The sequence below is a fragment of the Pseudomonas piscis genome, assembly GCF_009380155.1.
GTDB classification, from domain to species: domain Bacteria; phylum Pseudomonadota; class Gammaproteobacteria; order Pseudomonadales; family Pseudomonadaceae; genus Aquipseudomonas; species Aquipseudomonas piscis.
Window position 1 is genome coordinate 36,363 of the sequence record NZ_WHUV01000007.1, and the last position, 25,299, is coordinate 61,661.

Consider the following 25,299-nt stretch of genomic DNA (forward strand, 5'->3'; position numbering starts at 1 on the left):
CCATTGGCGGACGCAAGAAATAAAAAGCCCCTGGCGCCCTAAGGTGCCAGGGGCTTTTTGATGGGCCTCAGGCCCGGTCGCGGATCAGCAACGGCTTCAGATAGTGCCCGGTGTGGGACTGAGGCATCTCTGCCACCTGTTCCGGTGTACCCACCGCGATAATCTGGCCACCTTTGGAGCCGCCTTCCGGACCCAGGTCCACCAGCCAGTCTGCGGTCTTGATCACATCCAGGTTGTGCTCGATCACCACCACGGTGTTGCCGTGGTCGCGCAGGCGGTGCAGGACATCCAGCAACTGCTGGATATCCGCGAAATGCAGGCCGGTGGTCGGTTCGTCGAGGATATACAAGGTCTTGCCGGTATCGCGCTTGGACAGCTCACGGGACAGCTTGACCCGCTGCGCCTCACCACCGGACAAGGTGGTGGCCGATTGGCCGAGTTTGATGTAGGACAGGCCCACATCCATCAGGGTCTGCAGCTTGCGCGCCAGGGCCGGTACCGGATCGAAGAACTCCCGCGCTTCCTCTATGGTCATTTCCAGGACCTCGTGGATGCTTTTGCCCTTGTACTTGATCTCCAGGGTTTCGCGGTTGTAGCGCTTGCTCTTGCACACATCGCAGGGCACGTAGATGTCCGGCAGGAAGTGCATCTCCACCTTGATCAGGCCATCGCCCTGGCACGCCTCGCAGCGACCGCCCTTGACGTTGAAGGAGAAGCGTCCAGGGCCGTAGCCGCGGGAGCGAGATTCCGGCACCCCGGCGAACAGCTCGCGGATCGGGGTGAACAGTCCGGTGTAGGTGGCTGGGTTGGAACGGGGCGTGCGACCGATCGGGCTTTGGTCGATGTCCACCACCTTGTCCAGATGCTGCAGCCCATTGATGCTGTCGTGCGGTGCGGCTTCCAGGGTGGTGGCGCCGTTCAGGGCGGTGGCGCTCAGTGGGAATAGCGTGTTGTTGATCAACGTCGACTTGCCTGAGCCGGATACCCCGGTGACGCAGGTCAGCAGGCCGATTGGAATCTCCAGGTCGACATTGCGCAAGTTGTTGCCGCGGGCGCCCTTGAGGGTCAGGGACAGCTTCTTGTTGCGCGGCGTGCGCTTGGCCGGGACCACGATCTTCACCCGCCCCGACAGGTACTTGCCGGTCAGGGAGTCCGGGTGCTCCATGACCTCGGCCGCAGTGCCTTCGGCGACGATCTGGCCGCCATGCACTCCGGCTCCCGGGCCGATATCCACCACATAGTCGGCCAGGCGGATGGCGTCTTCGTCGTGTTCGACCACGATCACCGTGTTGCCGATGTCCCTCAGGTGCTTGAGGGTGCCCAGCAGGCGATCGTTGTCCCGCTGGTGCAGGCCGATGGATGGCTCGTCGAGGATGTACATCACCCCCACCAGGCCGGCGCCGATCTGGCTGGCCAGGCGGATACGCTGGGCCTCACCGCCGGACAGGGTGTCGGCACTGCGGTCCAGGGTCAGGTAGTCGAGCCCGACATTGACCAGGAACTGCAGGCGCTCGCGGATTTCCTTGAGGATCTTGTCGGCGATCTCGCCACGGCGCCCGGTGAGCTTGATGGTGCCAAAGTAATCGGTGGCATCGCCGATAGGCAGGCTGGTGACGGCCGGCAGGGTCTTCTCTCCGACCCAGACATGCCGCGCCTCGCGACGCAGCCGCGTCCCCCGGCAATCGGGGCAGGGCTGGGTGCTGAGGAACTTGGCCAGCTCCTCGCGCACGGTGGCCGACTCGGTTTCGCGGTAGCGGCGCTCCAGGTTCGGTACGATGCCCTCGAACGGATGGGAGCGCTTGACGATGTCGCCCCGATCGTTCAGGTACTTGAAGTCGACGTTCTGCGTGCCACTGCCATTGAGGATGACCTTCTGCTGGTCGGCCGGCAGCTGGTTGAACGCAACCTCCAGGCTGAAGCCATAGTGGGCGGCCAATGAACCGAGCATCTGGAAGTAATAGACGTTGCGCCGGTCCCAGCCGCGGATCGCCCCTTCGGCCAGGGTCAGTTCGCCATTGACCAGGCGCTTGATGTCGAAGAACTGCTTGACCCCCAGGCCATCGCAGGTCGGGCAGGCGCCGGCCGGGTTGTTGAAGGAAAACAGCTTGGGTTCCAGCTCGCTGATGGCATGGCCGCAGATCGGACAGGCGAAGCGGGCGGAGAAGATCATTTCTTCCCCGGGCTCGTCGTCCATCGGCGCCACCAGGGCAATGCCGTCCGCCAGTTTCAGGGCCGTCTCGAAGGACTCGGCCAGGCGCTGCTGCAGGTCGGCCCGCACCTTGAAGCGGTCGACCACCACATCGATCGAATGCTTCTTCTGTTTATCCAGCTTCGGCAGCTCGTCCAGTTCGAACAGCTTGCCGTTGACCCGGGCACGAACGAAGCCCTGGGCCCGCAGCTCCTCGAATACCGACAGGTGCTCTCCCTTGCGCTCGCGGATCACCGGCGCCAGCAACATCAGTTTGCTGCCCTCGGGCTGGGCCAGCACCAGGTCGACCATCTGGCTGACGGTCTGGGCTTCCAGCGGGATATCGTGGTCCGGGCAGCGCGGAGTACCGACGCGGGCATAGAGCAGGCGCAGGTAATCGTAGATTTCGGTGATGGTACCGACCGTCGAGCGCGGGTTGTGGGAAGTGGATTTCTGTTCGATGGAAATCGCCGGGGACAGTCCTTCGATGGTGTCCACATCGGGCTTTTCCATCATCGACAGGAACTGCCGGGCGTAGGCCGACAGCGACTCGACATAGCGGCGCTGGCCTTCGGCGTACAAGGTGTCGAAAGCCAGGGATGACTTGCCGGACCCAGACAGACCGGTGATGACGATCAACTTGTCCCGGGGCAGGGTCAGGTCGATGTTCTTCAGGTTGTGGGTACGGGCCCCACGAATCAGAATCTTGTCCAAAAGAGGCCTCGATCGGCGGGCGTAAAGGCAGGAGTATAAAACTAAACACTGGATGGATGCACACCATTGGCGGTGGTTTTTCGATCGCCGGGAAGGGCTGCGCGGCAAAGCGTCGCCATATATCCCCTCAATCGATCGGACTGGTAGAATCGCCGCCGGTTCATACGAGGTTATTCCATGCACGATCCCCACAGCGAACGCATGAGTGGTGGCGAGACCCGCGCGGCAAGCGGCCTGGCCTTGGTGTTCGCCTTCCGTATGCTTGGCATGTTCATGGTGTTGCCGGTCCTGGCGACCTATGGAATGGATCTGGCGGGTGCCACACCGGCCCTGATCGGCCTGGCGATCGGCGCGTACGGCCTGACCCAGGCGTTGTTCCAGATTCCCTTCGGCATCATTTCCGACCGCATCGGGCGGCGCCCGGTGATCTACCTGGGCCTGATCGTGTTCGCCCTGGGCAGCGTGCTGGCAGCCAACGCGGATTCCATCTGGGGTGTGATCGCCGGACGTATCCTGCAGGGCGCGGGAGCGATTTCCGCGGCGGTGATGGCGCTGTTGTCCGACTTGACTCGCGAGCAGCACCGGACCAAGGCCATGGCCATGATCGGCATGACCATCGGTCTGTCCTTCGCCGTGGCGATGGTGGTCGGTCCGCTGCTGACCCGTAGCTTCGGCCTTTCGGGGCTGTTCCTGGCCACCGGGGCCATGGCCCTGGTGGGTATCCTGATCATCGCCTTCATCGTGCCGCGTTCTACCGGCCCGCTGCAGCACCGCGAGTCCGGCGTGGCGCGCCAGGCCCTGGTCCCCACGCTCAAACACCCCGACCTGTTGCGCCTGGACCTGGGCATCTTCGTGCTCCACGCGATGCTGATGTCGAGCTTCGTCGCATTGCCCCTGGCTCTGGTGGAAAAAGCCGGCTTGCCCAAGGAGCAGCATTGGTGGGTGTACCTGACCGCGCTGCTGATTTCGTTCTTCGCCATGATCCCGTTCATCATCTATGGCGAGAAGAAACGCAAAATGAAACGAGTCTTGCTGGGCGCGGTGAGTACGCTGCTGCTCACCGAGCTATTCTTCTGGGAGTTCGGCAACGGCTTGCAAGCGCTGGTGATCGGCACCGTGGTGTTCTTCACCGCTTTCAACCTGCTGGAGGCTTCCCTGCCATCGCTGATCAGCAAGGTCTCGCCGGCGGGCGGCAAGGGAACGGCGATGGGGGTGTACTCCACCAGCCAGTTCCTCGGTTCGGCATTGGGCGGCATCCTCGGCGGCTGGTTGTTCCAGCATGGCGGTTTGTCGGTTGTGTTCCTCGGATGCGCAGGTCTGGCTGCACTCTGGCTGGCCTTTGCTGTTACCATGCGCGAGCCCCCGTATGTGACGAGCCTGCGCTTGCCGTTATCGCCCGAAGCGATCCGCGAAGCCGGCCTGGTCGAGCGCCTGAAGGCTGTCGCAGGGGTAACAGATGCCGTGGTGGTAGCCGAGGAGGCTGCCATTTACATCAAATTGGACACCGAATTATTGGATCGCGCGACCCTCGAGCAGCTGGTCAATCCAGCGCCTTCGTCGCGTGAAGCCTAGGAGAACGTTATGGCCCGTGGGGTTAACAAAGTCATATTGGTCGGCACTTGCGGCCAGGATCCCGAAGTTCGCTACCTGCCTAACGGTAACGCCGTGACCAACCTGAGCCTGGCCACCAGCGAACAGTGGACCGACAAGCAGACCGGCCAGAAGGTCGAGCGTACCGAGTGGCACCGTGTATCGATGTTCGGCAAGGTCGCCGAGATCGCCGGCGAATACCTGCGCAAGGGTTCGCAGGTGTACATCGAAGGCAAGCTGCAGACCCGCGAGTGGGAAAAAGACGGCATCAAGCGCTACACCACCGAGATCATCGTCGACATGCAGGGCACCATGCAGCTGCTGGGCGGCCGTCCTCAACAGGGCGACCAACAGGGCGGCGGCAACAACTACCAGCAGTCCGCACCTCGCCAGCAGGCACCACGCCCGCAACAGGCTCCGCAGCGTCCAGCGCCACAACAGCCTGCGCCGCAGCCGGCACCGGACTTCGACAGCTTCGATGACGATATTCCGTTCTAAGCTGCTCCCCGGAACTTCTCTGAAGTCTCCTGCGAAAACCCCCGCCTAGCGGGGGTTTTCATTTCTACTCTACCGGACGTACAAACCCCCGGTGCGTCGGCAATCGCCCGGGGGCATGAGCAAGACACCATGGATGGAGGTCTTACATAAGGCGCTGCAAGCGGCTGCCTGGGGGCATCGTGAATGGGCCGCCAGGCCACCATCTGGCGATTGGCCTGGGCACCGGTATCGCCCTCGGACGCCAGGCGCGATGACCGTGTCGTCGTTCAGTGGCCTGGGGCGCAGCTTCTATCTGCTCCAGCTCGCGGCCTTGCTGAATGCCGTGGGGCCCGTTGCGGGCACCTGCACAAGACGGGCGATGCGCTGCTGTTTTCCGCCTCCGTCGCCATTGCCACCTTCGCCGATGTCTTGTCCCGGGCCTTGTGCGATTGGCTGGGCGATGAGTATGACCGCCAGCGCCTGCTGGCGTCATTCCCTTCGGTGCCCTGGTCGGTGGCGCATTCGCCGAGACGTTGGGCACAAGCACAGCCATGGCAGTGCTCGGCTTGCTGATCATCCTGGCCGTGACGCCTTGCATGTTCAGCGGGGCGCTGGTCCGGGTGCTGGGCATGAACGATGATCGGCTCAGGAATGCCTGCAACGACCTCTACCCCGGGGCTGTCGTAGATTGACGCAGGGGGCGCTGGCCCTCACCGCCCGAGCATCGCTGATGCACTGTGCGCTGCGGTCCGCTGAAGGCAGCCGTAGCGCACAGCCAGTTCAGCCACATTGGCCGACCGGGTTCCTACAGCGCCACCCGCCGCAGGCGCCCAGCCAGGGCCACCACCCGCTGGTCTGGCGTGGGAATCGCCCGGCCACTCAGGCCCATGCCCTCGCTGACCAGCACCGCGCCCTCGACACAACACAAGTTGGAGGGCGTATCCAGGCCACTGGCCAGAACCTGTACGCTGCGCTGTTGCAGGTCGCAGCGCAGCAGGCGCCCGCTGAAACGGGCGAATCCGCCGTGCAAGGCCTCGCCGGACCAGTCCGGCTGCAAGGGTTGCAACAGCCGGTCGCACAACTCCAGCACCAGGATCCGCCCTTGTGGGTCCAGGGCCAGCCCGGTGGGTAATTGCAGCCCGCGTACCAACACCTCGATCCGTCCGTTGTCGGGCCAGGCCCGGATCACCTGGCCGGCCTTGTCGGCGAACTCGATACCCAGGCGCGCCGGGTCGCGGCGCAGTTCGCCGGAAAACAGGCTGATCAGCACCGCCCCGGTCTGCGGCTCGTACACCAGGGTTACCGGCACGGCTTCCTGGCCCTGGTCCAGGTCGGGCAATTGCGCCAGGACCTGTTCGCCGTCATCGACGAACTCCACCAACTGGTTGGTATCGGGCTTGACCGCCAGCCAGCTGCGACGCCCAGGGTGGTAGCACAGCGAGTTGAGGTTGCCGCGGCTGTGGAATACCGGTTCGGGCGGGCTGTATTGCAGGTCGACGAGCTTCGAGCCGGCGACATAGTCGGTCTGGCTGGCCAGGCAACGCCCGGCTCCCAGGGCGATGTCCGACAGGCCCATGATTTCATCGCGCAACATCCGCGACTGCATGTTCATCGAGCGAAAGCCCTGGGCCAGGACCTCGGGTGGCAAGTATTCACCGGGAGCTTGCGGGTCCGGACGCAGGCGGCTGATGCGCCCACTGAAGGGTTGGTCCGCCAGCCCGGAGCCGGCTTCGGCCAGCAGCAGGCTGCCGTCGGCTTGCAGGCAGAGGCCGCGGGGGTTCACCAACCCTTCGACGACCACCTTGCTGGGGCGCAGGTTTTCCTGGGCTTGGCCGGGGATGAGCAATGCAATTGGCATACGGGTTCTCCCTCACAATTAGCGCGACCCATCACTGCAGCGGCTGCCAGGGTTCATTGGTGAACCAGCACTTGAGCAGGGCTCTCTGGCTGGCGGACATCGAGCGCACCACCGGCATGTACAAGGTGGTGCCGAGGTATTCCTGGGAGGTGCGTGCCAGGATCATCTGGCGTGATCCCCAGACGGCGTCCTGCTGATCGAGTGCGATGTAGCGGGACATGGCGGGGAAGGCCAGGTAGTGAAAACGCAGCACATGCTTGTACACCTGGTCCCAGGTGACAGTACTACCCGGCGCAATACCGAAATCGGTGATGGCGTATTTGCGCAGGTTGATGAAAAAACCGTTGTCGTCGCTGTTTTCGACCGCGCAGTTCAAGGTGACAAAACCGGCCTGCGCCGCGGAACCGGGCCTGAGGCTGACCTTGAAACTCACGCTGGATTGGCCTGCCTTGACCGTTTGCCGGGGGGCGAAGTCCAGGAAGTCCCAGAACTCGGGGCTTATGTAGGGGGCTTTCGGATCGTCGTTGCAGGGGCCGGGAGTGATGATGATCACCGTGTCCTTGGTCACCGGTTGGCCCAGTTGACTCAAGCTCAAGGTGATATCGAGGCCCTCGGGGTAATCCTCAAGATACAGATTGCGTTGATTGGAACTCAGGCGATAAGTCTGTTCGATGGCGTCGATGTTGATCGGTCTGGGCTTGGGGGTGGTGGGATAGTAGCGCGTCAGCGGAGCCTTGATGGCAATTGGCTCCTGGCTGGCCAACTGGCGTTGTGCGGGCGTCAGCGGCAGGTCAAGGATGCCGCCATATACGTAGTAGTCCGATAGCGGAGTCTTGAGCGGATCCAGGGTAGTCAGTGTCGTCGAGCCAAGGTTGATCGAGACATTGCCGAAGTTCGCATTGGGGCCGATGGGCGAGGTGTTGTCGGTTCGAACGCTGCGAAACGCCTGCTTGGGAATGATATTGAGCATGTCGAGGCTCAGCAGGTTGTTGTCGAGCACGCTCGCGTAGCCGGCGCTGCCTGTGGACGGATTGATGAGCTGGCGCCCGGCGGTGACGATCAGTGGTTCCCCGGCAAAGGCGGGAGCAAGGGTGCCGACCACGCGGCCGATGCTTGGGTTGGAGGTGTACTGGTGGGCGGCGTAGTCGGCGTCCAGTTGCGCCGTGGTCATTTTCGGGCACATCTCGAACATGACGAAGCGCACGACGATGCCGGTCGCGCCGGGGGCCTCGATGATGGAGCACAGGAGCGGGTTGTCCTTGTTGTAGCTGACGATCTGGTCGCGAGAGAAAGTGACCTGAAAACTGCCGCTGATACGGTTGGACCCCGGCGCATCCTGCTCTGGGTCGAGAATCCGGATGGCCACGTCATAACTGCTACATACCGTATTGCCCTTGACCAGCAACTGCGGAGGCGTGCTGTTGCCGATCTGCAGGCCGCCGAGGAAAATCTGCGAGCTGATGGTGCCGGTCGGGTCCAGGTCGACCATCATCGGCCCGGTCACCGGTGCCGCGCCGGTGACCGGGTCCACCGACCCCAGCAGGTAGAACGGTTCGCCGACAAGATCCCCCTGGGTGCTGATGTTGCCGGGCGTGCCCTGGGAACTGATGGCGACGCTGTCCAGGGTGACGACATGCTGCCCGTAGTGGTTCCAGCCACCGGCGGTGTAGTAGGTGCCTGTCGGTGCATTGATCATTTCGGTCAGTTGGTCGTCGCTATAGACCTCGGCCTCGGGGTACAGGGTCGAGGTGGTCAGGTCGAAAAGTGACAGTGTTGCTTTGCTGTCGGGATTGGTGGGATCGCTGGGAATGGTGGGCGAGTTGTTGGGCAGGCTGACGTTGGCCTCGATCCCGCCCCAGAAGTTCAGCCGCGGTCCATTGAGAATACTCATGATTCACTCCTTGCCCTTGGTGGCTGGGCTGCTGGGGGATTGGGCGAACTTGAACAGGTAGGAAAAATCGGCCTTTTGCAGGCTGTTGATCGGTGTTGCCATGGAGTGGCAGTTGGTGCAGCTGCTGTTGGGCTGGATGTAGCTCTCCATGGTCACGTTGGCCGACAGTTCAGGGGTCGTCTGGCCCATGGGCGCGCCAGGGTTGGGCGTAGTACTCCATTGGGTGGTGATCAACTGGTAGTACTTGAATACCGAGGCCTGAACCTGCGGCAGCGCCTGGTACTCGCTGTTGAGCTTGGTCGTGGCGTCGGTCAACGGGGTAAAACGGTCCAGTGGGTTGGGGGTGGTGAAACTCATCCCCGGCTTCGGCGTGCAGGTCATGTGGCCATTGTTCAGGATCCAGTTGCAGGGGCTCTGATTGACCTTGTCGGCAGGCGCCTTGGCATCGAAGTAGGAGTACGCGATTCCTGGCTGCGGTTGATTGACCCACTGGTCCCTTTGCTTGACCTTGGGCGGCACATTGTCGACCTGCTCGAAGGTCGACCAGATCCACTGTGGAAACCCCTCGACCTTGTTGACGATGTGCAGCCCCACCAGGCCTAGCGTCGCTTGAGCCGTACCGTTGGCCACTCCTTGTGCATCGAACGTGGTGATCTGGGCCTGCATGTGCAGGTAGCGGCTGGGATCATCCTTTGAGGTGAGTATTCGCCAGCTGGATTTGATCTCGTTGGTCGCATTGGGGAAGTTGATGTTGCTGGCCTTTGCAACGACATCGGCGTTGTAGAACTGGTTGTTGACGATGTAGTCGTAGGAAACCTGATTGGCGGCAATCTGGTAATAGGTCGGATTGCCGTTCTGGTCGATCAGCCAGCCGCCCACGGCCTGGTTGTCGTTGGCCGTTGCGGTGTTCTTGCGCCCTGCGATATTGATCAGCTTGAGGACCTTGGCCATAGGTGGCGAATTCCATGGACCGGGGTCCTGCCCTTGAGGCAGGAAAACCTCATTCACGCCCTTGTAGCTCTGCCACACAGTATCGCCAGGACTGCCCAGGGTTTTGCTGCAATCGGCGACGCCACGTTGCCCGGCCAGGGCTGGCCAGTTCAAGGCGATGAACATCTGCCAGCTGTATTGATCGAAGGCCTGCTGCGATGCCCCGGCCGCGGGGACCACCGGCAGCGGCGGGCATTGGCCGACGGTCTGCGAGGTCACCGCCATGGGCTGCAGGGCACTGGCCGGCAGGCTGGCCGCGGCCAACAGCAGCAGCGCGGTGAAACGGCTCCAATGATTCATGAGGCGGCTCCTGTCACTGCGAAATGGGCGCGAGTTGGTTCCACTGCGGCCGTGCACCGTTCTTCAGCGATGGCGGTGGGGTGAAGAGCTGGCAGTCCGGCGGGTTGGACGGGCACATCTGCGCCACCTGGTCCCAGGTCTTGGCCGGGTCCGGCTTGGCGTTGCTCCAGTTGCGGTAGTTCTGGCTGACGATGGGGGCGTTGGCCACGCTGGCATCGCCGGAGAAGTAGAACGACTGCGGGTGCTGGTAGGCCGGCTGGCCCGGACCGTCGCTGGTGGCCTGCTTATTGAAGGCATAGCCGAACAGGATCGGTGGCTGGCCCTGGGGTTTGAGCTCCAGGGCATAGGCCAGCACGCTGCCGCCCAGGTTCTGGCTGCGGCTGGCGCTGTAGGGCAGGTGCTTGACGAAGTCCTGGCGCGGCGGATGGTTCATTGGCGAGAACATGCAGCAGGCCGGCATGTCCTTGGGCCGGTCCTCGGGGTAGGTGAGGAAGTAGGCCTTGTTGCCCAGGGAGACGAAGGAACAGGTGTAGTTGTTGTCCTTGATCGGGAAGATCGGCAGGCAGTACTTCTCGTAGTGCTCCATCATCGCCCCGGTGCCGTCGCCGTCGGCCGGGACGTAGGTGTTGTCGTAGTAGCTGGTGCCCTGGGACACCGTGTAGTCGCTCGGTTGCAGGGTGCTGGGCGGGCTGCTGTAGGGCGGCTGGTTCTTCTCGTAGTTGTTGGTGACCCGGTACATGGTCCAGTCGCTGATCCAGGTCGCGGGGAACTGCGGGTCGGCCGGCTCACCGGCCTTGCGCTTGGCGATGCAGTTGTTGTTGAGGACGGTGCAGCCCTTGGTGTTGTGCACGCCCATGTTGAAATACACGTTGTCCGGGTACTTTTCGGCCCACAGCGGCTGGCTGGTGCACAGCAGCAGGGCCGATAGCAGCAGGCGCTTGAGGAAACTGGCGTTCATCTGGCTCTCCTTTGCAGAAGCCGGGCGCCAAGGGGCGCCCGGCATGCCATCGCATGGCGGCGGTTCAGCTGTGTGAGTATTTGTTGATATCCAGAGGAAGGGGCGGGTAGCCGGTGCTCACCAGGTCCCTGGCCCAGACCTCCAGCACCTGCCGCCGGCTCTGCGGCAGATCCCGGGTGATGGGCATCGCCAGGGTACTGGCCTCCTGGTACTCCTTGCTGATCAGGGTGATGAACTGTTCAATCGCGCCCTCGATGCGTTGCAGTGAGTCGAGCGGCATGAACTTGTTCATGATCGGGTAGAGGTAATAGAAGGGCCGGAGGATTTTCGGGAAGATGAACTCGTTCCAGATCCGCCGGCTGGCGTCGTTGGCCGTACACATTCCGTTCCAGGCGTTGATGAAGTCCCCAAGCATCAGCGGATCTTGTGGCAACACCCGCAACGGCGACAGGAAGTCGGTGAAGGCGTCGGTGTAGGAGAAGCTGAACGGAATGGCTGGCGGGCTCTGCGGGTTGTCCTGGACGAAGAAGCGCACTGTGGGGAAGCCAGGCGCGACAGCCTTCACCTTGAGCTGGGCGATGCCGGCGGCGTTGGTCTGGATGCTGGTCACGGTGTAGCTGACGGTACTGCCCAGATCGTCATTGATCTTGCCGATCCTGTCCTGGGCCTGATCGAACTCCAGGCAGGGTCGCAGATTCACCGCCGCCGCACATGACAGGTAGCTCTGGTAGCTGACAGGCTCCATGCCCGGCAGGTCTGCCTTCTCAAGGTTCCGGGTGATGGTGTTCAGGGTCCGGCCGCTGCCCACCCGATGTACATTGGCCTGTGGCGGGGCTCCGACGAACTGCGGCTTGATCGATTCATTCTTCCCCATGTTCTCCGGATAGTTTTTGAACAGGTAGAAGTCCGCCTTGTTGCTGAACGCCAGGTAATAGTCGCTGGTGGTCAGCATGTAGGCGTTGTTGTACTCGGCGACCCACAGGGTGGTTCCGGCCGGAGCGGGCTGGCCATTCTTCTGCACCATGATGTTAAGCGTGCGGCTGTCGCCCACATCGATGAAGCTGCCGCTCTCGATGACCTCCGCGGTCCACAGCTGCTGCTTGGCGGCGATGGTCTGGGTGTTTTGCACGCGTAGCGCCAGGTTGCCCTGTTGCAGCTTGGCCTGGGCCGCGGCGTCCAGGGGCAGGTCCAGCAGGCCGGAACGCTTGTCGAATGCCGTCTGTTGGTACTGCTCGAAACCGAAGCGGGTCAGGGCGGTGAAGGTCTTGCCGTCCGAGCCCAGTACGCCCAGCTCATAGTCGCCAACGTTGAATTTGCCCGCCACTGGAAGGCCAGTGTTCAGCCGTTCCGGATCGGGATCGACCGCGCCGTCATGGGGTGTCGGGTAGATCGGGAAGGTATTGCCCAGGTCCAGGGACAGGGTATCGCCATGCAGCTCGGCGCTGAGTACTCCCAGGTTGACCGTAGTCGGACTGCTGGGTGTGCCGCCCATGTCTCCCGGAATTGCCTTGTAGTACTGCACCTGCATATCGGGAGCCAGGCGCTGGCCGGCCGGCGCGGTGGGGAACTCGTTTTTCAGCCAGAGGCCCAGGACGCCGGAGGTGCGGCTGTGGGCCGGGTTGAAGAAGATCTCGGTCGGGCTATCCAGGCCCATCTGGTACAGCATCTGTAGCCTGGACATGTCCCAGGGCGCCTGGGAGTGGCTGTTGACCACCTTGAAATCATTGAACAAGCCGTTCTTGTCATAGACGGTCAGGTAGGTCGTGAACCTGAGCATCAACCCCTGGGCATCCGGGTTGCTGTTCATTTCATCCTGCAGGTTCTGCAGCAATTGCGAACCACCTATGACCCAGTCCAACTGGTCCTTGGTAAAGCAGGACTGCCAGGTGCACGTCACATAGACCAGGCCGTGGAATGTCGCCGCCCAGTTGAAGTCGAGGAAGCGGTTGAGCATGCGACAACCCTGTTTCAGGGTCACGCCACAGGTGTCATCGCCCAGCACGATCTTGTCGAAATACAGGGCGGTGAAGTTGTTCTGCCAGGGGCTGATGTCGACAAAGCGTGCCGGCGTCGGTCCAGGATTGCCGAACGGGTTGCCCAGCAGCTGGTAGGTCTTGTTTACCAGTGGATCAGTGTCGATGTAGCTGTTGACCCTGGTCTCGCCGCCGATGATCACCGATCGGGCCTTCTGGTAGTTGACGGTGCCACAGGAGTTGTCGCCGAACAGGTCCCATTCGGCGGGAGTCATGGGGTAGGCGTCGGTCTTGCCGTTGCTGGGCACCTGCAGCACATAGTCCGGGACGTCGGAATAGGCCAGTGGGGCGATGGCCCACGGCATCAGCGTCTCAGGGGCATTCTTGTCGTTGATTCCGTATTTGCTCAGGAAACGCCAGTTCATCTGCATCTGCACCGCGTCGTACAGCGGCAGCACATCGTTGTTGTTGAAGGTCGGTGGGTTCCAGTACATGAACCCATTGAGGTAGATCCGGGGAAAGTTCAAGACACTCATGATCTGCTCTCCTTAGCGTTTCCACTGGGCGCGTTTGAGCGACCAGACGTAATCCAGTCTCTGGTAGCCGACGAAGTCGGAGTCCGGCAGTACGGTGGTGGGGTAGAGAATTCCACCCTGGTGATCGAGGTTGAAGGGGAAGAAGGTGTTGTTCTTCGTCGAGTAGGCTGCGGTGTTGTGGCAGGCCAGGCACGATGAACTGCCCTGGAATGCCGACTCCAGCTGGGAGTTGGCCAACAGCTTGGGCTCGGCCTGATGCCGGTCGTACTGCACGCCGATCAGCTCGTACTGGGCCAGTTCCGGGTACTGCTGCTGATAGGTGCTGTTCACCGGCTTGGCCGCTTCGGTGGGGCCGGTGGTATTGGTCATGGGCTGGGGTGGAGATGCATTGGTGACGGTGTACTTGGGGTTGTTGCGATTCTCGAAGGTGGTCCACACCCAGTCCGTCGTCAGCTTGTTGATCACATGCATGCCGCTCAGCGCGGCGTAGCCCACCTGGTAGTTGCCAGTGCTGTCCACGTAGTAGGCCTGGGAAATGTAGTAGCCGTCCTTGGCCAGCAGGGACATGAAGTCCTTGTTGGTGCCGATCCAGAACCAGGAGGTTTTCAATTCCCAGGCCGTGGCCGGAAAGTCCAGGTTGTCGGTGAGCCCGGCCAGGCCGTTGCGGTTGTAGATTGCCTTGTCGAGGATGTAGTTGAAGGTGTCCTCGCCCATCATCAGGTGGAAGCGCACCAACTGTTCCTTGTTCGATGGCGGGACCGGCGGGTTGGGGCTCATCTTCAAGGCCAGGCCATCGACCTGCTGGATGCCGTTCTGTGGGCTGCCGGGGGTGTCGTTGCCAAGAAACTGGAATAACCCCTTGGGATCCATGCCCTGCTCTTGTGCCTTTTGCGTCACCTGGCTCGGCAGGTTCTCACGGGAGCTGTAGGGCAGCGGCTGTGCACCATTGACCAGGTAGACCTGATCGGCAGGCTTGAAGGTCTCCCAGACCCGAAGGCTGCCCTGCTGGGTCGCTTGCTGGTTCAGGCACACGAACCAGTTCCAGGCCATGGTGTCCGGGCTTTGCTGGAAGGTCTTGAAGGTGCCGTCCCGGTCACCCGCGAACTTGAGGAAGTCGTTGCATTCGAAAGTGCTGGCTGCCTGGGCTTGCGCAAGGCAACCCAGCATACCGAGCACTATAGGGATGGTTCGCCGCATGGAATCTCCTTGGCCTGAGCCGTATCGTCATAGGGGCGCCCTAGGAAATGCGCTAGGAGCAGGTGCTTTACCGCAGTGGCCGGTAACTGCTCCGGCAGTGGTAAATCGCAATCGGTGATCAACAAGGGGCCGACCTGCTCGTTGCTCGGCAAGCGTCCATGGCTGCCGCGAATCAGTCCGGTGTCCAGGGGGATCAAGTCCATGTAGTAGCGAAAGCCGAGCTTCTTCTGCAGCAGGCGGCGCGCCACTCGCAGCTTGGGAAAGCGGATCGCCGGATCGACGAACAGCTCCAGTGGGTCGTAGCCCGGCTTGCGGTGGATATCCACGGTGCGGGCGAAGTCCGGGGCCAGGCGGTCGTCCAGCCAGTAGTAGTAATCGAACCAGAAGCCCGGTGCGGCCACCGCCACCAGCTCGCCGCTGCGCGGATGGTCGAGCTGCCAGGCCCGCTGCTCGTGCTTGTCCAGCACCTGCTCGATGCCGGGCTGGCGTTGCAGCAGCGCCTTGACCCGGGCGATGTCTTGCGCACGGTGCACATACACGTGGGCAATCTGGTGGTCGGCCACCGCAAAGGCAGCGCTGGCGCCGGGGTCCAGCAGCTCCCAGGCCACCGAGTGGCGCACTTGCAACAGGCCCTGTTCGCGCAGGATGCGGTTGATGGAGATCGACTGCTGAACCGCCTCGATGCCGTATTCGGAAACCAGCATCACCGCCGCATCCTGTGCCCGGGCGAAGTCCAGCAAACGCCCAACCTCATGGTCGATGGCCCGTACCTCATCGGCGATGGACGGGTGCTCGGGTCCTACCCGTTGCAGGCTGTAATCCAGGTGCGGCAGGTAGACCAGCTGCAGGTCGGGACGGGTGATCTGGAACTCGGCCATGGCGCAGTCGACGATCCAGCGGCTGGAGGCGATCCCGGCGGCCGGCCCCCAGAAGCCCGGGAACGGAAACTCGCCGATCTGCTGCTCGATGCGCTGGTGCAGGTCCGAAGGCGAGGAGTACAGGCCGAACAACTTGCGCCCGTCGGCCGGGTAGTGGGGGCGCGGGGTGATCGCGGCGTCCACCTCGGCGTACATGTTGAACCACCAGAACAACTGGCTGCAGCGCAGGCCGGGGATCTCCCGTTGCAGGGCCTGCCAGACCTTTTCGCCCTGGACCAGGGCGTTGGGTTGCAGCCAGAAGCGCACTTCGGCCTGGTCGCGAAAGTACCAGCCGTTGCCGACGATACCGTGCCCCGAAGGGGGCAGGCCGGTGATGAACGAAGCTTGTACCGTCGAAGTCACCGCCGGGAAAACCGGGCGCAGCTTGGCCATCCGCGCCCTTTGCAACAAGGCGTTGATCCGTGGCGTGGCCGCTCCCAGCAGGCTGGGGGTCAGGCCCACCACGTTGATCAGCAGCAGCGGCTGGCGGGCGCGCTCAGTAGGCATGGGCGGGGCTCTCCAGGGTGCTGGATTGGGCACGCAGCAACTGGCGCTGGCGCAGTTGTCCCTCGACCCACTGCAATTCCGCGGCAATACCCCGCAGCAGCGCCTGCTGGCCATCCGGACGCAGGGTGTCGGGCAGCACGTTCCAGCTGTAGGTCTCGACCTCCAGCACCGGTTGGAAATGCGGATGCTCGGCGAGGAAGTCGAAGGTGCGCAGCAGGGCCTGCTGGCTGCCGTGAAGCTCGGCCAGCAGGAACTGCTCGCTGAACAGCGGCACATGGAAATGGATCCGCAACTCCGGGCATTGTCCCAGCGCCGGCGCCGTTGCCTTTAGTGCAGCGGGCAGGTCGGCCCAGGCCAGCAGTTGCCCGCTGGCATCCCGGGCCTTGACCTGATGCAGGTAGGTGGCTTCGACGAAGTTGCCCAGGGCCTGCAGGACCTGCTCGCGGCGCCGGCGATCGGCGAATGGCAGCTGGCAGACCAGGGCGTTGGACAGCTGGATCTTGCCCACCGGTACCCGGGCCGCCAGCAGGCGCTCGAGGGCTTGGTAGCAGTCTTCGAACATCACCGCCTGGTGGCAGACATCGAAGCACAAGGCCAGGTAGCCGTGATGGGGATCGACGCTGCGCCAGTGCTTGAAGAAGGCGATGGCCTGCTCGGTATTCTCCAGCACGCAGTCCGGCTCCATCTCCAGGCACACCAGGATCCGCTTGCCGCTCTGACGATGCAGGCTGGCCAGTTCGGCGGTCAGTTGCCGCAGTTGCTCCTCGGCCTGCTGTTGCTGGGCCGGGTCCCAGCTGGCGGCATAGCCCAGGGGCACGCTGGAGATCACCCCCTGGTGACAGTCCAGGGGCAGCGCGGCAGCCAGCAAATGGGCCAATTGCAGGCTGTATTCCAGGCGCGGCGGCTCGGCCCAGGTTGGCCGGTAGACCTCGGCCTTCACCACGCCCTCATGGAACTGGCCATAGGGGAAGCCATTGAGCGAGGTCAGGCGCAGCCCGCACTCGTGCAGCAAGTCGAGGAAGGCCTCGCGGGCCTCTGGCTGCTGCAACTGGGCGGCGGCCCGGGCGCTGATCCACAGGCCGCTGTCCTGGACCGCCAGCCCCCGCTGCCGGCGCACGCCCTGGAACTGTTCCTGGATCGACGCCCGCAGGGCCGCGAGGTCCGGCGCCGGGTGCACGTTGCCGCAATAGCCCAGTTGCGCAGCGCTCCAGCCGCTCCGGCTGCTCATTTGACCACCGGCTCCTGGCCCCGCAGGGCAGAGTTGTCTTGCCACTGCCGACGCTGGTCGATGGGCAGCGCAGTGCTGACCAACTGCTTGTCCAGTTGCCCGCTCTGGGCGAAGAAGTCCACCGGATTGTGGAACAGCACCTGCTCCACCTGGGCTTCGCTGAAGCCGGCGGCAAGCATCGCCTGCCCGGTCTTGGGCACCTTGAGCGGGTCGCTGATGCCCCAGTCGGCGGCGCTGTTGACCACCATCTTCTCGGTGCCGTACTGCTGTAGCAGGGCCACCATGCGCTGCTCGGACATCTTGGTGTTGGGGTAGATGGAGTGCCCGCGCCAGCAGTCGCTGTCCAGCACCAGGGGCAGGGTCAGCTCGTTGAGGTGGTCGATGATCACCAGGTGTTCGGCGATCCCCACCTCGCGGATCACCGCCAGGGTGCGCTTGGTGCCGCCGATCTTGTCCCGGTGCGGGGTGTGCACCAGCACCGGCAGGTTGAATTGCCTGGCCAGTTCGAGCTGGGCAGCGAGAAAGCGATCCTCTTCGGGGGTGATGTCGTCGTAGCCGATCTCGCCGACGGCCACCACGCCGTCCTTGACCAGGTAGCGCGGCAGGATCTCCAGCACCTCGTTGGCCACCGACAGGTCGTTGGCCTCCTTGGGATTCAGGCCGATGGTGCAGAAATGGTGGATGCCGAACATGCTGGCGCGAAAACGCTCCCAGCCCAGCAGGGTGTCGAAGTAGTCGATGAAGCTGCCGACGCTGGTGCGCGCCTGGCCTTGCCAGAAGGCTGGCTCGATGACCGCGGTGATGCCGGCGGCGGCCATGTTCTGGTAGTCGTCGGTGGTGCGGCTGACCATATGGATATGCGGATCGAAATACTTGGCCATGGTGAATCCCTGAGGTAGTGGTGGAGGAAGCTCGATAGGTGCGGGCGCTTCAGGTGCCAGGCGGGAAATGCCCCAGCCAGTGCGCCGGCAGGCGCTGCTGCTGACAGAAGCCGCGCAAGCGCTGGAGTTGGGCCGGGCTCAAGAGCTCGAAGGCGATGGCCTGGGGCAGGCTGTCGTTGACGCTGCGACCCGCGGCCAGTTGTTCTTCCATGTGCTCCAGGGCCAGCTGGTTGAGGTCGACGCTGCGCCGCTGTTCCAGGCCGGCGATGCGCCCGCAGTCCAGGCCCATGCCCAGGGTCTTGAGCAGCAGCTGGTGGAAGGCCCGCCCCTGGTAGTGGCGGGCGACGAAGGGGTTGTCCAGGGCGATGGCGGCGAACACCTCGCGGTTGTTGGTGCGCCCCGCCTGCAGTGCCAGCTCCAGGCTGCGGCCCTGGTTGTCGAGGTCGTCCAGGACCTTGAGCAGCACGCATTTCTCTTGGTCGTCGCCCCACAGGAACAACTGGCGCAGCAACGGCAGCTGTCCTGCGGCGCCTTGTTGTTCGAGCAGTTGTCCCAGCAGCACTGCACGGGCCAGTTGGGTCAGGTTCCAGCCCGGCTCCTGCGGCACCGGCGTATCGCCAAGCCGCCGCCGGCATTGGGCGCTGAGCAGTACCAGGGTATTGGCCGATGGCTGGCTGGCCAGTTGCTCCAGGGCTTGCCGCCACCAGTGGCGGGTGGCGCTGTCCAGTTGCTGCTCCAGCAACTGGCGGCGCTGGGCAAAGGCCTCATGGCGCATGGCGAGGGCTGGCGAGGAAGCGGTGACGTCCATGTTCATGTCGGCTTGATCCAGCGTTGAAGGTGGGGAAGCAGGAAGAACACCAGCACGCACAGCAGGCTGCCCAGCGGCTGGTGGGCCAGGGCCAGTACCAGGGCATCGAACAGCGGCAGGGCTGCCAGTCCTGCTCCGATGAAGGCACGGATCTGCCGCTGGCGCGGATTGGCCAGGTGGCGCTGGTAGTGCCAGCCCAGCCAGCCCAGCCACAGCAGCAGTACCAGCCAGAACGCGCTGTTGTCGGCATAGGCGGCCAGGGCCAGGGGGCTGAGCATCAGCAACAGCGGCAGGCGGCTGAGCAGCTGGTTGCGGTGTTCCAGGCGGGCCAGGTAGGTCAGGCCGGCGATGTAGATGCCCAGCAGCGCGGCGCACAGCCACAACGGCTGCGGCGGCATGGCCAGGCTGGCGGCGGCGGTCAGGTACAGGGCCGAGCGGCAGCCGCCCATCAGCCAGACGCTATGGGGGTACTTCTTGTGCAGCAGGTCGTAGGCCAGGATGAACAGCAGCAGCAACCCAGCGCTGGCCAGCAGCCAATGGGGCTGGGCGATCAAGTGGCTGAGGCCGAGCACCGCCAGGGCTGCCAGCGATAGCAGGGCGGCGGTGGCCAGGCTCACCTGGGTGCTGCTGACCAGCCCCAGGACGATCGGCCGCGGGTTCTGGTGGCGGCGGTCCCAGTCGGCGTCGAGCAAGTCATTGAGCAGCATGCCCGCCAGGTACAGCGCCGACAGCGCCACCAGCAGCAAGGTCCAGACCAGCGGCGAGGGCGGGTCCAGGGTCGTCGCGCTGCTGGCCAGCAGGGCCGCGGCTGCGGCGTTGGTCCACACCGTCGGCAGGTTGGAGACTCGGCCCAGGGTCAGCCAGGTGGTCAGGGGCGACTGGCTCATTGCGCGCAGCCCTCGGTCCAGGCGAAGTCCGGGCCATGGCTGCCGGCCAGGCGCGCCAGGGCCTGCTCCATCAGCGGCAGTTCGATGTGATGCAGGTCGATGGACTGTCCCAGGCGCTTGAGCATCGGGATCGACAACTGGCCTCCCAGGTGCTGGCGGAACTCTTCCAGCCCTTGCAGCACCAGCGAGCGGCCCTGGGCATCCTTGAGGTTCAGCTCCGCAGGGCACAGGTTGAAGCCCAGGCGATCGAGCAATTGCAGCAGGCGCCGGGTCTCGGCATCACTCAGCAGGCCGCTGGCATTGGCGTAGAGCGCGTCCAGGGCCATGCCCACGGCCACCGCCTCGCCATGGCGCAAGCGGTGCTGGCTGAGGTTCTCCAGCTTGTGGGCGGCCCAGTGGCCGTAGTCCAGCGGCCGGCCGTTGCCCCGCTCGAAAGGGTCGCCAGCACCGGTGATATGCCCCAGGTGCAGCTCGGCGCAGCGACGGATGGCGTAGCGGCTGGCGCTGTGCTCGAAACCGGCCAGGGCCTCGGCCTGCTCCTCCATCCACTGGAAGAACGGCGCGTCCTTGATCACCGCCACCTTCACCGCCTCGGCCAGCCCGGCGATCTGATCGCGCGGTGAGAGGCTGAGCAGCAGCTGGAAGTCGTTGATCACCGCTGTGGCCGGGTAGAAGGCGCCCAGCAGGTTCTTCTGGGCGAAGGCATTGATGCCGTTCTTCACCCCGATGCCGGCATCGTTCTGCGCCAGCACCGTGGTGGGGATGCGGACCAGGCGCATGCCCCGGTGGAACGTGGCGCAGGCGTAGCCCACGGCATCGAGCACCGCGCCGCCACCCAGGGCCAGGACGTGGCAATGACGGTCCAGGCCATGTTCGAGCATGTGCGCATACAGCTGTTGCAACACGTCTGGGGTCTTGCACAGCTCTCCAGCCGGCACCGCGATCGGCGCGGCCTTCAGGTACAGCTCGGGGGCATGGGCGCTGAAGTAGTCGCCGATCTGCTGTGCCAATTGCGGGCAGCAGTGCAGCAGTTGTTCATCGGCGAAGACCAGCACCGTGGCGCGTGCGCCGCTCGTTTGCAGCAGTTGCTGGCGCAGGCAGGAATTATCGACCTGGAACAGGTGGTCGCTGAAGAGCACCGGGTAGTGGTAGCTGACCTCGAAGCGCCCCTCCAGCACCTCAGGCTGGGCGATGCGGGGTTGCATGGGGCGTGGCTTGAACAGGCTGCGGGCGCCGAGGAACAGGCCTGGCAGCACCATGCTCGCGAGGATGGTCGCCAACAGGGCGTTCTGTTCCACCAGCAGGCTGCCGATGGCGGCGTAGGCCAGGGCCAGGCCGGCATTGGCCAGGGTAGTGACCAGCAGGAACTGGCGCAGCGGGTAGCGTTGCATACCGGCGGCCAGTACCGAGGTTTCCGCCAGTACCGGAACTCCCCGCAGGCAGATCAGCGACCAGGTGCTGAGACGGTAGGCCATCTGCCCGGGCTGCCAGGTACGCAGGCCCAGCCAGCTGGACAGCAGACGGAAGTAGCCGGCGCCCAGCCAATAGCCCAGGGCTGCGCCCAGGCACAGGCCGACGAAGATCACCAGGTAGCCGCCGATGGCACCCAGGGCGGCCACCGCCAGCAGTGCCACCAGGCTCGAAGGTACCGGCAGCAGTACATCCAGGGCCAGCAGCGCCACCAGCAACAGGGCGAGGCTGGTGCGCTGCACGGGATCGTCGGGGAGGAAGTTGCCCAGATGTTCGAGCAGCTGCTGGATCTGCTCTTCGAACAGCAGGAAGCTGGCGATCACCAGGACCGAGAAGACCAGCAGTGAGAGCCAATAGTTTTCAGTTGTACCCTTCAACGAAAAGGCACGAGGCAACGAACTACGCTTCATCAAGCATCCCTCTTGATTGAAATGACCGATTCCATGTCGATAGTGCGAATTCGAGCGTGCGGGTAGTTGCTTCCTCGGCTGGTTTCTTATTGGTTTTCTAGCGGCTGAAGAGCACTTCAGTGGCGAGTAGCTATCAAGTTAGCCAAGGCCTTGGTTTTTGCAAGCAAGGCGAATGAACTGGCTCATAACGCAGTTTTATGGCTCGCAGGGAAACTATTCTGAAAAGATATTAAGGCGGGTTTCGGCTAGCAGGGCCGGGGTCTTGGTGAGAATGAAAGTTGAAGGGCTTCAAGCGATCTCGATACTAACGATTAGCAGGCTACTGAATAGCTGGCTTGTTTTTAATTCCATTTAATTGAATCGATTCATTGGTTCTTAGATTAGTCGTCTGTTTAATTAAACTTCCGATATTAATGAAACTCATTCTCATGATTGCTTTTAAGTTGAACGCCAGCTTGATCTTCTTTAGTTGAACGACAGCCCAGCCAGTGCTGCCGTCTAGTTGTGCTGGGCAGCGTCCGTGTACAGGTTGCCTGTTGAGCCAGGCAACCTGCGAACGCAGCGCTGGAGCTTCGGGAGTGTCAGGCTGAGGCCAGGAACTCATCGGTGGACAGGACGCTGGCATAGGCGAATGCCAGGGCCGCCATCACGGCGCTCTGCACCTGGGCCGCGGGCACCTGCCTGCCGTTGAACTCCAGGTCCAGGGTGGCGCAGGCGTCGTCGATCACCTGCACCGGGTAACCCAGGTCGGCGGCGGCCCGGGCGGTACCTTCCACGCACATGTGGCTCATGTTGCCGACGATCACCAGTTCCTCGATGCCTTGCTGCTGGAGGAGCGTTTGCAACTCGGTTTCGCGGAATGCGTTGACGTGGTGCTTGAGCACCACCGGCTCGTCGCCCTGATTGCGGGCCTTGGCGTGCAATTGCGCACCTTCCGAGCCTGGAGTGAAGAACGGCGCGTCGGCGGAGGCGAATTCGTGGCGAATGTGCACCACCGGTGCGGCTTTCTGGCGAAAGGCCCGGATCAGCCGGGCGGCGTTGTCGGCAGCGGCTTCGACCCCCACCAGCGGCCATTTGCCCCCGGCGAAGTAGTCGTTCTGGATATCGATTACGATGAGTGCCTGTCTGGCCATGGGATTGTCTCCAAGTGAGTGTTCGACCTGGGGCCCAGTATCGGCTTGCAGCGGCGCTTCGAGGATTGGCCGCATCGACATAAACCGGGGGAAAACTGACAGTGGCTATTCAAGGTGCGGTCGCCGAGCTGGGCGTACTGCTTTATCCGGGCGTGCAGATGGCCGCGGTGCATGGCCTGACCGACCTGTTCGCGGTGGCCAACCGGGTAGCCGGCGAGCAGTCCGACGGGCACCTGCCGCTGCTGCGGGTCAGCCATTGGCAGGTGGATGCCGAGCACGCTCCGATCCGGGTGTACGACAGCCGGCAAGGTGCTGACGGCGGGTTGCAGGCACTGGTGATCCCACCGGCGCTGGCCGGTTTCTGCACCAGCCAGGTCTCTGCGCCCCTGGTCCACTGGTTGCGCCAGCAGCATGCAGCCGGGGCGACCCTGGGGGGCGTGTGCGTGGGTTCGATCGTGCTGGCCGAGAGCGGCTTGCTCGACGGGCGCAGCGCCACCACCCACTGGACCTCGGCCAAGGCCTTCGCCGCCCGTTATCCACAGGTGCGGCTCGAGGCCGAGCAGCCCATAGTCGACGATGGCGACCTGATCACCACTGCCGGCCTCATGGCCTGGGCCGAGCTGGGGCTACGCCTGGTGGACCGCTTGATGGGGCCGGGAGTGGCCAGGGCCACGGCACGCTTTCTGGTGATGGAGCACAGTGACAGCGCCAGCCAGTGCGGCAGCAATTTCGCCCCGATCCTCAGCCACGGCGATGCCGCGATCCTCAAGCTGCAGCACTGGTTGCAGGCCAATGGCGCGGTGGATGTATCGCTGGCGGCGATGGCGCAGCAGGCGGGCCTCGAAGAACGCACCCTGCTGCGGCGCTTCCGCGCGGCCACCGGGCTCAAGCCGACCCAGTACTGCCAGCACCTGCGGGTGGGCAAGGCGCGGGAAATGCTCGAGTTCACCAACGGCACCATCGACCACATCGCCTGGACCGTGGGCTACCAGGACCCGGCGACCTTTCGCAGCCTGTTCAAGAAGATCACCGGGCTTGCGCCCAGCGAGTATCGCAATCGCTTCGGCGCCGGCCGCATCCCCTGAGCTGCGGCCGGCTTGCCTTGGTCCTGAGTGCAACCGGGCTGGGTGCCGGCTGCACCCCGTTGCGCAAAACCTGCCTCAGTGACCCGTTGCGACCCGAGCGTTGCCGGTCGTTGCCGCGAAGGCCGGGTCCCGGCGGTCCAGGCGGCCGCTGAGGGCGGTCAGGCCCAGGGCCACCAGCACCACCAGCGCACCGATCCAGGCGGTATGGATCAACCCCAGTTGGGCGACGATCAGGCCGCCGAGCCAGGCGCCACCAGCGATGCCCAGGTTGAACGCGGCGATGTTCAGGCCCGAGGCCACATCCACCGCCTGGGGCGTGTGATGTTCGGCCTGGCGAACCACATAGACCTGCAGGCCGGGCACGTTGCCGAAGGCCACCGCACCCCACAGCAGCACGGTGAGCAGCGCCAGCCATGGGTTGCCGGCGGTGAAGGTGAGCAACAGCAGGACGCTGGCCAGCAGGGCGAAGATGATCTTCAGCGCGCCGATCGGGCCACGCCGGTCCGCCAGCTTGCCACCCCAGATATTGCCCACCGCTACCGACACGCCGTACACCAGCAGCACCAGGCTCACGGTGCTGGCGCTGAAGCCGGAAATCTCCTGGAGGATCGGCGCCAGGAAGGTGAAGGCGATGAACGAGCCACCGTAGCCGACCGCAGTCATGGCGTAGACCAGCAGCAGGCGAGGCTGCTTGAGTACCTGCAACTGCTGCAGCAGCGACGCCGGGCGACTGTGGGCGATCTGCCCGGGGACGTACAGCAGGCTGCCGATGAAGGCGATCACGCCGAGGGCGGCTACCGCGAGGAAGGTTTCCCGCCAGCCGAAATGCTGGCCGATGAAGGTCCCCAGGGGAACGCCGGTGACCAGGGCCACGGTCAGCCCGGTGAACATGATGGCGATCGCGCTGGCGGCTTTTTCCTTGGGCACCAGGCTGGTGGCGATGGTCGAACCGATGGAGAAGAACACCCCGTGGGCCAGGCCGGTGACGATCCGTGCCAGCACCAGGGATTCATAGCCGGGCGCGGTCCAGGCCAAGAGGTTGCCCAGGGTGAACAGCACCATCAGCGACAGCAGCAACAGTTTGCGTGGAACCTTGCCGCTCAGGGCGGTGAGTACCGGGGCGCCGATGGCTACCCCGAGAGCGTAGAGGCTGACCAGCAGCCCGGCGGACGGCAAGCTGACCCCGAGGTCGGCACCGATGGTGGGTAACAAGCCGACGATGACGAATTCGGTCGTCCCGATGGCGAATGCGCTGAGGGTCAGCGCGAGCAAGGCAATGGGCATCACTGCGACTCCGGTTG

Annotated in this window: 19 protein-coding genes; 4 read left to right on the plus strand and 15 right to left on the minus strand. The window is 63.7% G+C overall.

Annotated features, from left to right (window positions below; all coding sequences use genetic code 11):
* Nucleotides 1–67 precede the first annotated feature (67 nt).
* Complete coding sequence (uvrA, locus tag GDH07_RS29095) at nt 68–2,902, minus strand: excinuclease ABC subunit UvrA (RefSeq protein WP_022641323.1); 2,835 nt, start codon at nt 2,900–2,902, stop codon at nt 68–70.
* A gap of 177 nt (nt 2,903–3,079) precedes the next feature.
* On the opposite strand from uvrA, the gene GDH07_RS29100 reads away from it, so the two are divergent.
* The 3 genes from GDH07_RS29100 to GDH07_RS32415 all read left to right on the plus strand — a co-directional run bounded on the left by GDH07_RS29100 (nt 3,080) and on the right by GDH07_RS32415 (nt 5,661).
* A complete protein-coding gene (locus GDH07_RS29100; RefSeq protein WP_022641322.1) occupies nt 3,080–4,474 on the plus strand; it encodes an MFS transporter in 1,395 nt (464 codons plus the stop codon).
* Between the two features lie 9 nt (nt 4,475–4,483).
* Complete coding sequence (locus tag GDH07_RS29105) at nt 4,484–4,990, plus strand: single-stranded DNA-binding protein (RefSeq protein ID WP_022641321.1); 507 nt, start codon at nt 4,484–4,486, stop codon at nt 4,988–4,990.
* Between the two features lie 530 nt (nt 4,991–5,520).
* Complete coding sequence (locus GDH07_RS32415) at nt 5,521–5,661, plus strand: hypothetical protein (protein WP_178124130.1); 141 nt, start codon at nt 5,521–5,523, stop codon at nt 5,659–5,661.
* 113 nt (nt 5,662–5,774) lie between these two features.
* Here the strand turns inward: GDH07_RS32415 and GDH07_RS29110 are convergent, their stop codons facing one another.
* The 13 genes from GDH07_RS29110 to GDH07_RS29170 form a co-directional block, all read right to left on the minus strand.
* Nucleotides 5,775–6,827 (minus strand): hypothetical protein, encoded by a 1,053-nt coding sequence (locus GDH07_RS29110; protein WP_053134934.1) that lies wholly within the window; start codon nt 6,825–6,827, stop codon nt 5,775–5,777.
* Nucleotides 6,828–6,858: 31 nt separating this feature from the next.
* Nucleotides 6,859–8,718: a hypothetical protein gene (locus GDH07_RS29115; protein ID WP_022641318.1), complete on the minus strand. Its 1,860-nt coding sequence runs from the start codon at nt 8,716–8,718 to the stop codon at nt 6,859–6,861.
* A 3-nt stretch (nt 8,719–8,721) separates the two neighbouring features.
* Nucleotides 8,722–10,008 carry a hypothetical protein gene (locus GDH07_RS29120; RefSeq protein WP_152899578.1) on the minus strand — a complete coding sequence of 429 codons (1,287 nt, stop codon included), beginning with the start codon at nt 10,006–10,008 and terminating at the stop codon, nt 8,722–8,724.
* Nucleotides 10,009–10,021: 13 nt separating this feature from the next.
* Nucleotides 10,022–10,966, minus strand: coding sequence for a hypothetical protein (locus GDH07_RS29125; protein ID WP_152899579.1), 945 nt, complete (start codon nt 10,964–10,966; stop codon nt 10,022–10,024).
* A gap of 64 nt (nt 10,967–11,030) precedes the next feature.
* On the minus strand, nt 11,031–13,475 hold the full coding sequence (locus GDH07_RS29130) for a hypothetical protein (protein ID WP_152899580.1): 2,445 nt from the start codon (nt 13,473–13,475) through the stop codon (nt 11,031–11,033).
* Between the two features lie 12 nt (nt 13,476–13,487).
* On the minus strand, nt 13,488–14,672 hold the full coding sequence (locus tag GDH07_RS29135; protein ID WP_152899581.1) for a hypothetical protein: 1,185 nt from the start codon (nt 14,670–14,672) through the stop codon (nt 13,488–13,490).
* Nucleotides 14,651–16,096 carry an alkaline phosphatase family protein gene (locus GDH07_RS29140; protein ID WP_022641313.1) on the minus strand — a complete coding sequence of 482 codons (1,446 nt, stop codon included), beginning with the start codon at nt 16,094–16,096 and terminating at the stop codon, nt 14,651–14,653. The genes GDH07_RS29135 and GDH07_RS29140 overlap by 22 nt, the downstream gene beginning before the upstream one ends.
* The gene (gene eboE, locus GDH07_RS29145) at nt 16,086–17,324 is read right to left on the minus strand and encodes a metabolite traffic protein EboE (RefSeq protein WP_152899582.1); all 1,239 of its coding nucleotides are present in this window, start codon (nt 17,322–17,324) and stop codon (nt 16,086–16,088) included. The genes GDH07_RS29140 and eboE overlap by 11 nt, the downstream gene beginning before the upstream one ends.
* Complete coding sequence (locus GDH07_RS29150; protein ID WP_022641311.1) at nt 17,321–18,205, minus strand: TatD family hydrolase; 885 nt, start codon at nt 18,203–18,205, stop codon at nt 17,321–17,323. The genes eboE and GDH07_RS29150 overlap by 4 nt, the downstream gene beginning before the upstream one ends.
* Before the next feature lie 49 nt (nt 18,206–18,254).
* Nucleotides 18,255–19,019: an EboA domain-containing protein gene (locus GDH07_RS29155; protein WP_152899583.1), complete on the minus strand. Its 765-nt coding sequence runs from the start codon at nt 19,017–19,019 to the stop codon at nt 18,255–18,257.
* Nucleotides 19,016–19,900, minus strand: coding sequence for a UbiA family prenyltransferase (locus GDH07_RS29160; protein WP_053134916.1), 885 nt, complete (start codon nt 19,898–19,900; stop codon nt 19,016–19,018). Before GDH07_RS29160 ends, GDH07_RS29155 begins: the two co-directional genes overlap by 4 nt.
* Nucleotides 19,897–21,780: a 3-dehydroquinate synthase gene (locus GDH07_RS29165; protein WP_152899584.1), complete on the minus strand. Its 1,884-nt coding sequence runs from the start codon at nt 21,778–21,780 to the stop codon at nt 19,897–19,899. The genes GDH07_RS29160 and GDH07_RS29165 overlap by 4 nt, the downstream gene beginning before the upstream one ends.
* A gap of 581 nt (nt 21,781–22,361) precedes the next feature.
* Nucleotides 22,362–22,913, minus strand: coding sequence for a cysteine hydrolase family protein (locus GDH07_RS29170; RefSeq protein WP_152899585.1), 552 nt, complete (start codon nt 22,911–22,913; stop codon nt 22,362–22,364).
* A 158-nt stretch (nt 22,914–23,071) separates the two neighbouring features.
* On the opposite strand from GDH07_RS29170, the gene GDH07_RS29175 reads away from it, so the two are divergent.
* On the plus strand, nt 23,072–23,998 hold the full coding sequence (locus GDH07_RS29175) for a GlxA family transcriptional regulator (protein ID WP_152899697.1): 927 nt from the start codon (nt 23,072–23,074) through the stop codon (nt 23,996–23,998).
* A gap of 75 nt (nt 23,999–24,073) precedes the next feature.
* On the opposite strand, the gene GDH07_RS29180 is transcribed toward GDH07_RS29175, so the two are convergent.
* Nucleotides 24,074–25,282, minus strand: coding sequence for an MFS transporter (locus tag GDH07_RS29180; RefSeq protein WP_022641304.1), 1,209 nt, complete (start codon nt 25,280–25,282; stop codon nt 24,074–24,076).
* Nucleotides 25,283–25,299: the final 17 nt, after the last annotated feature.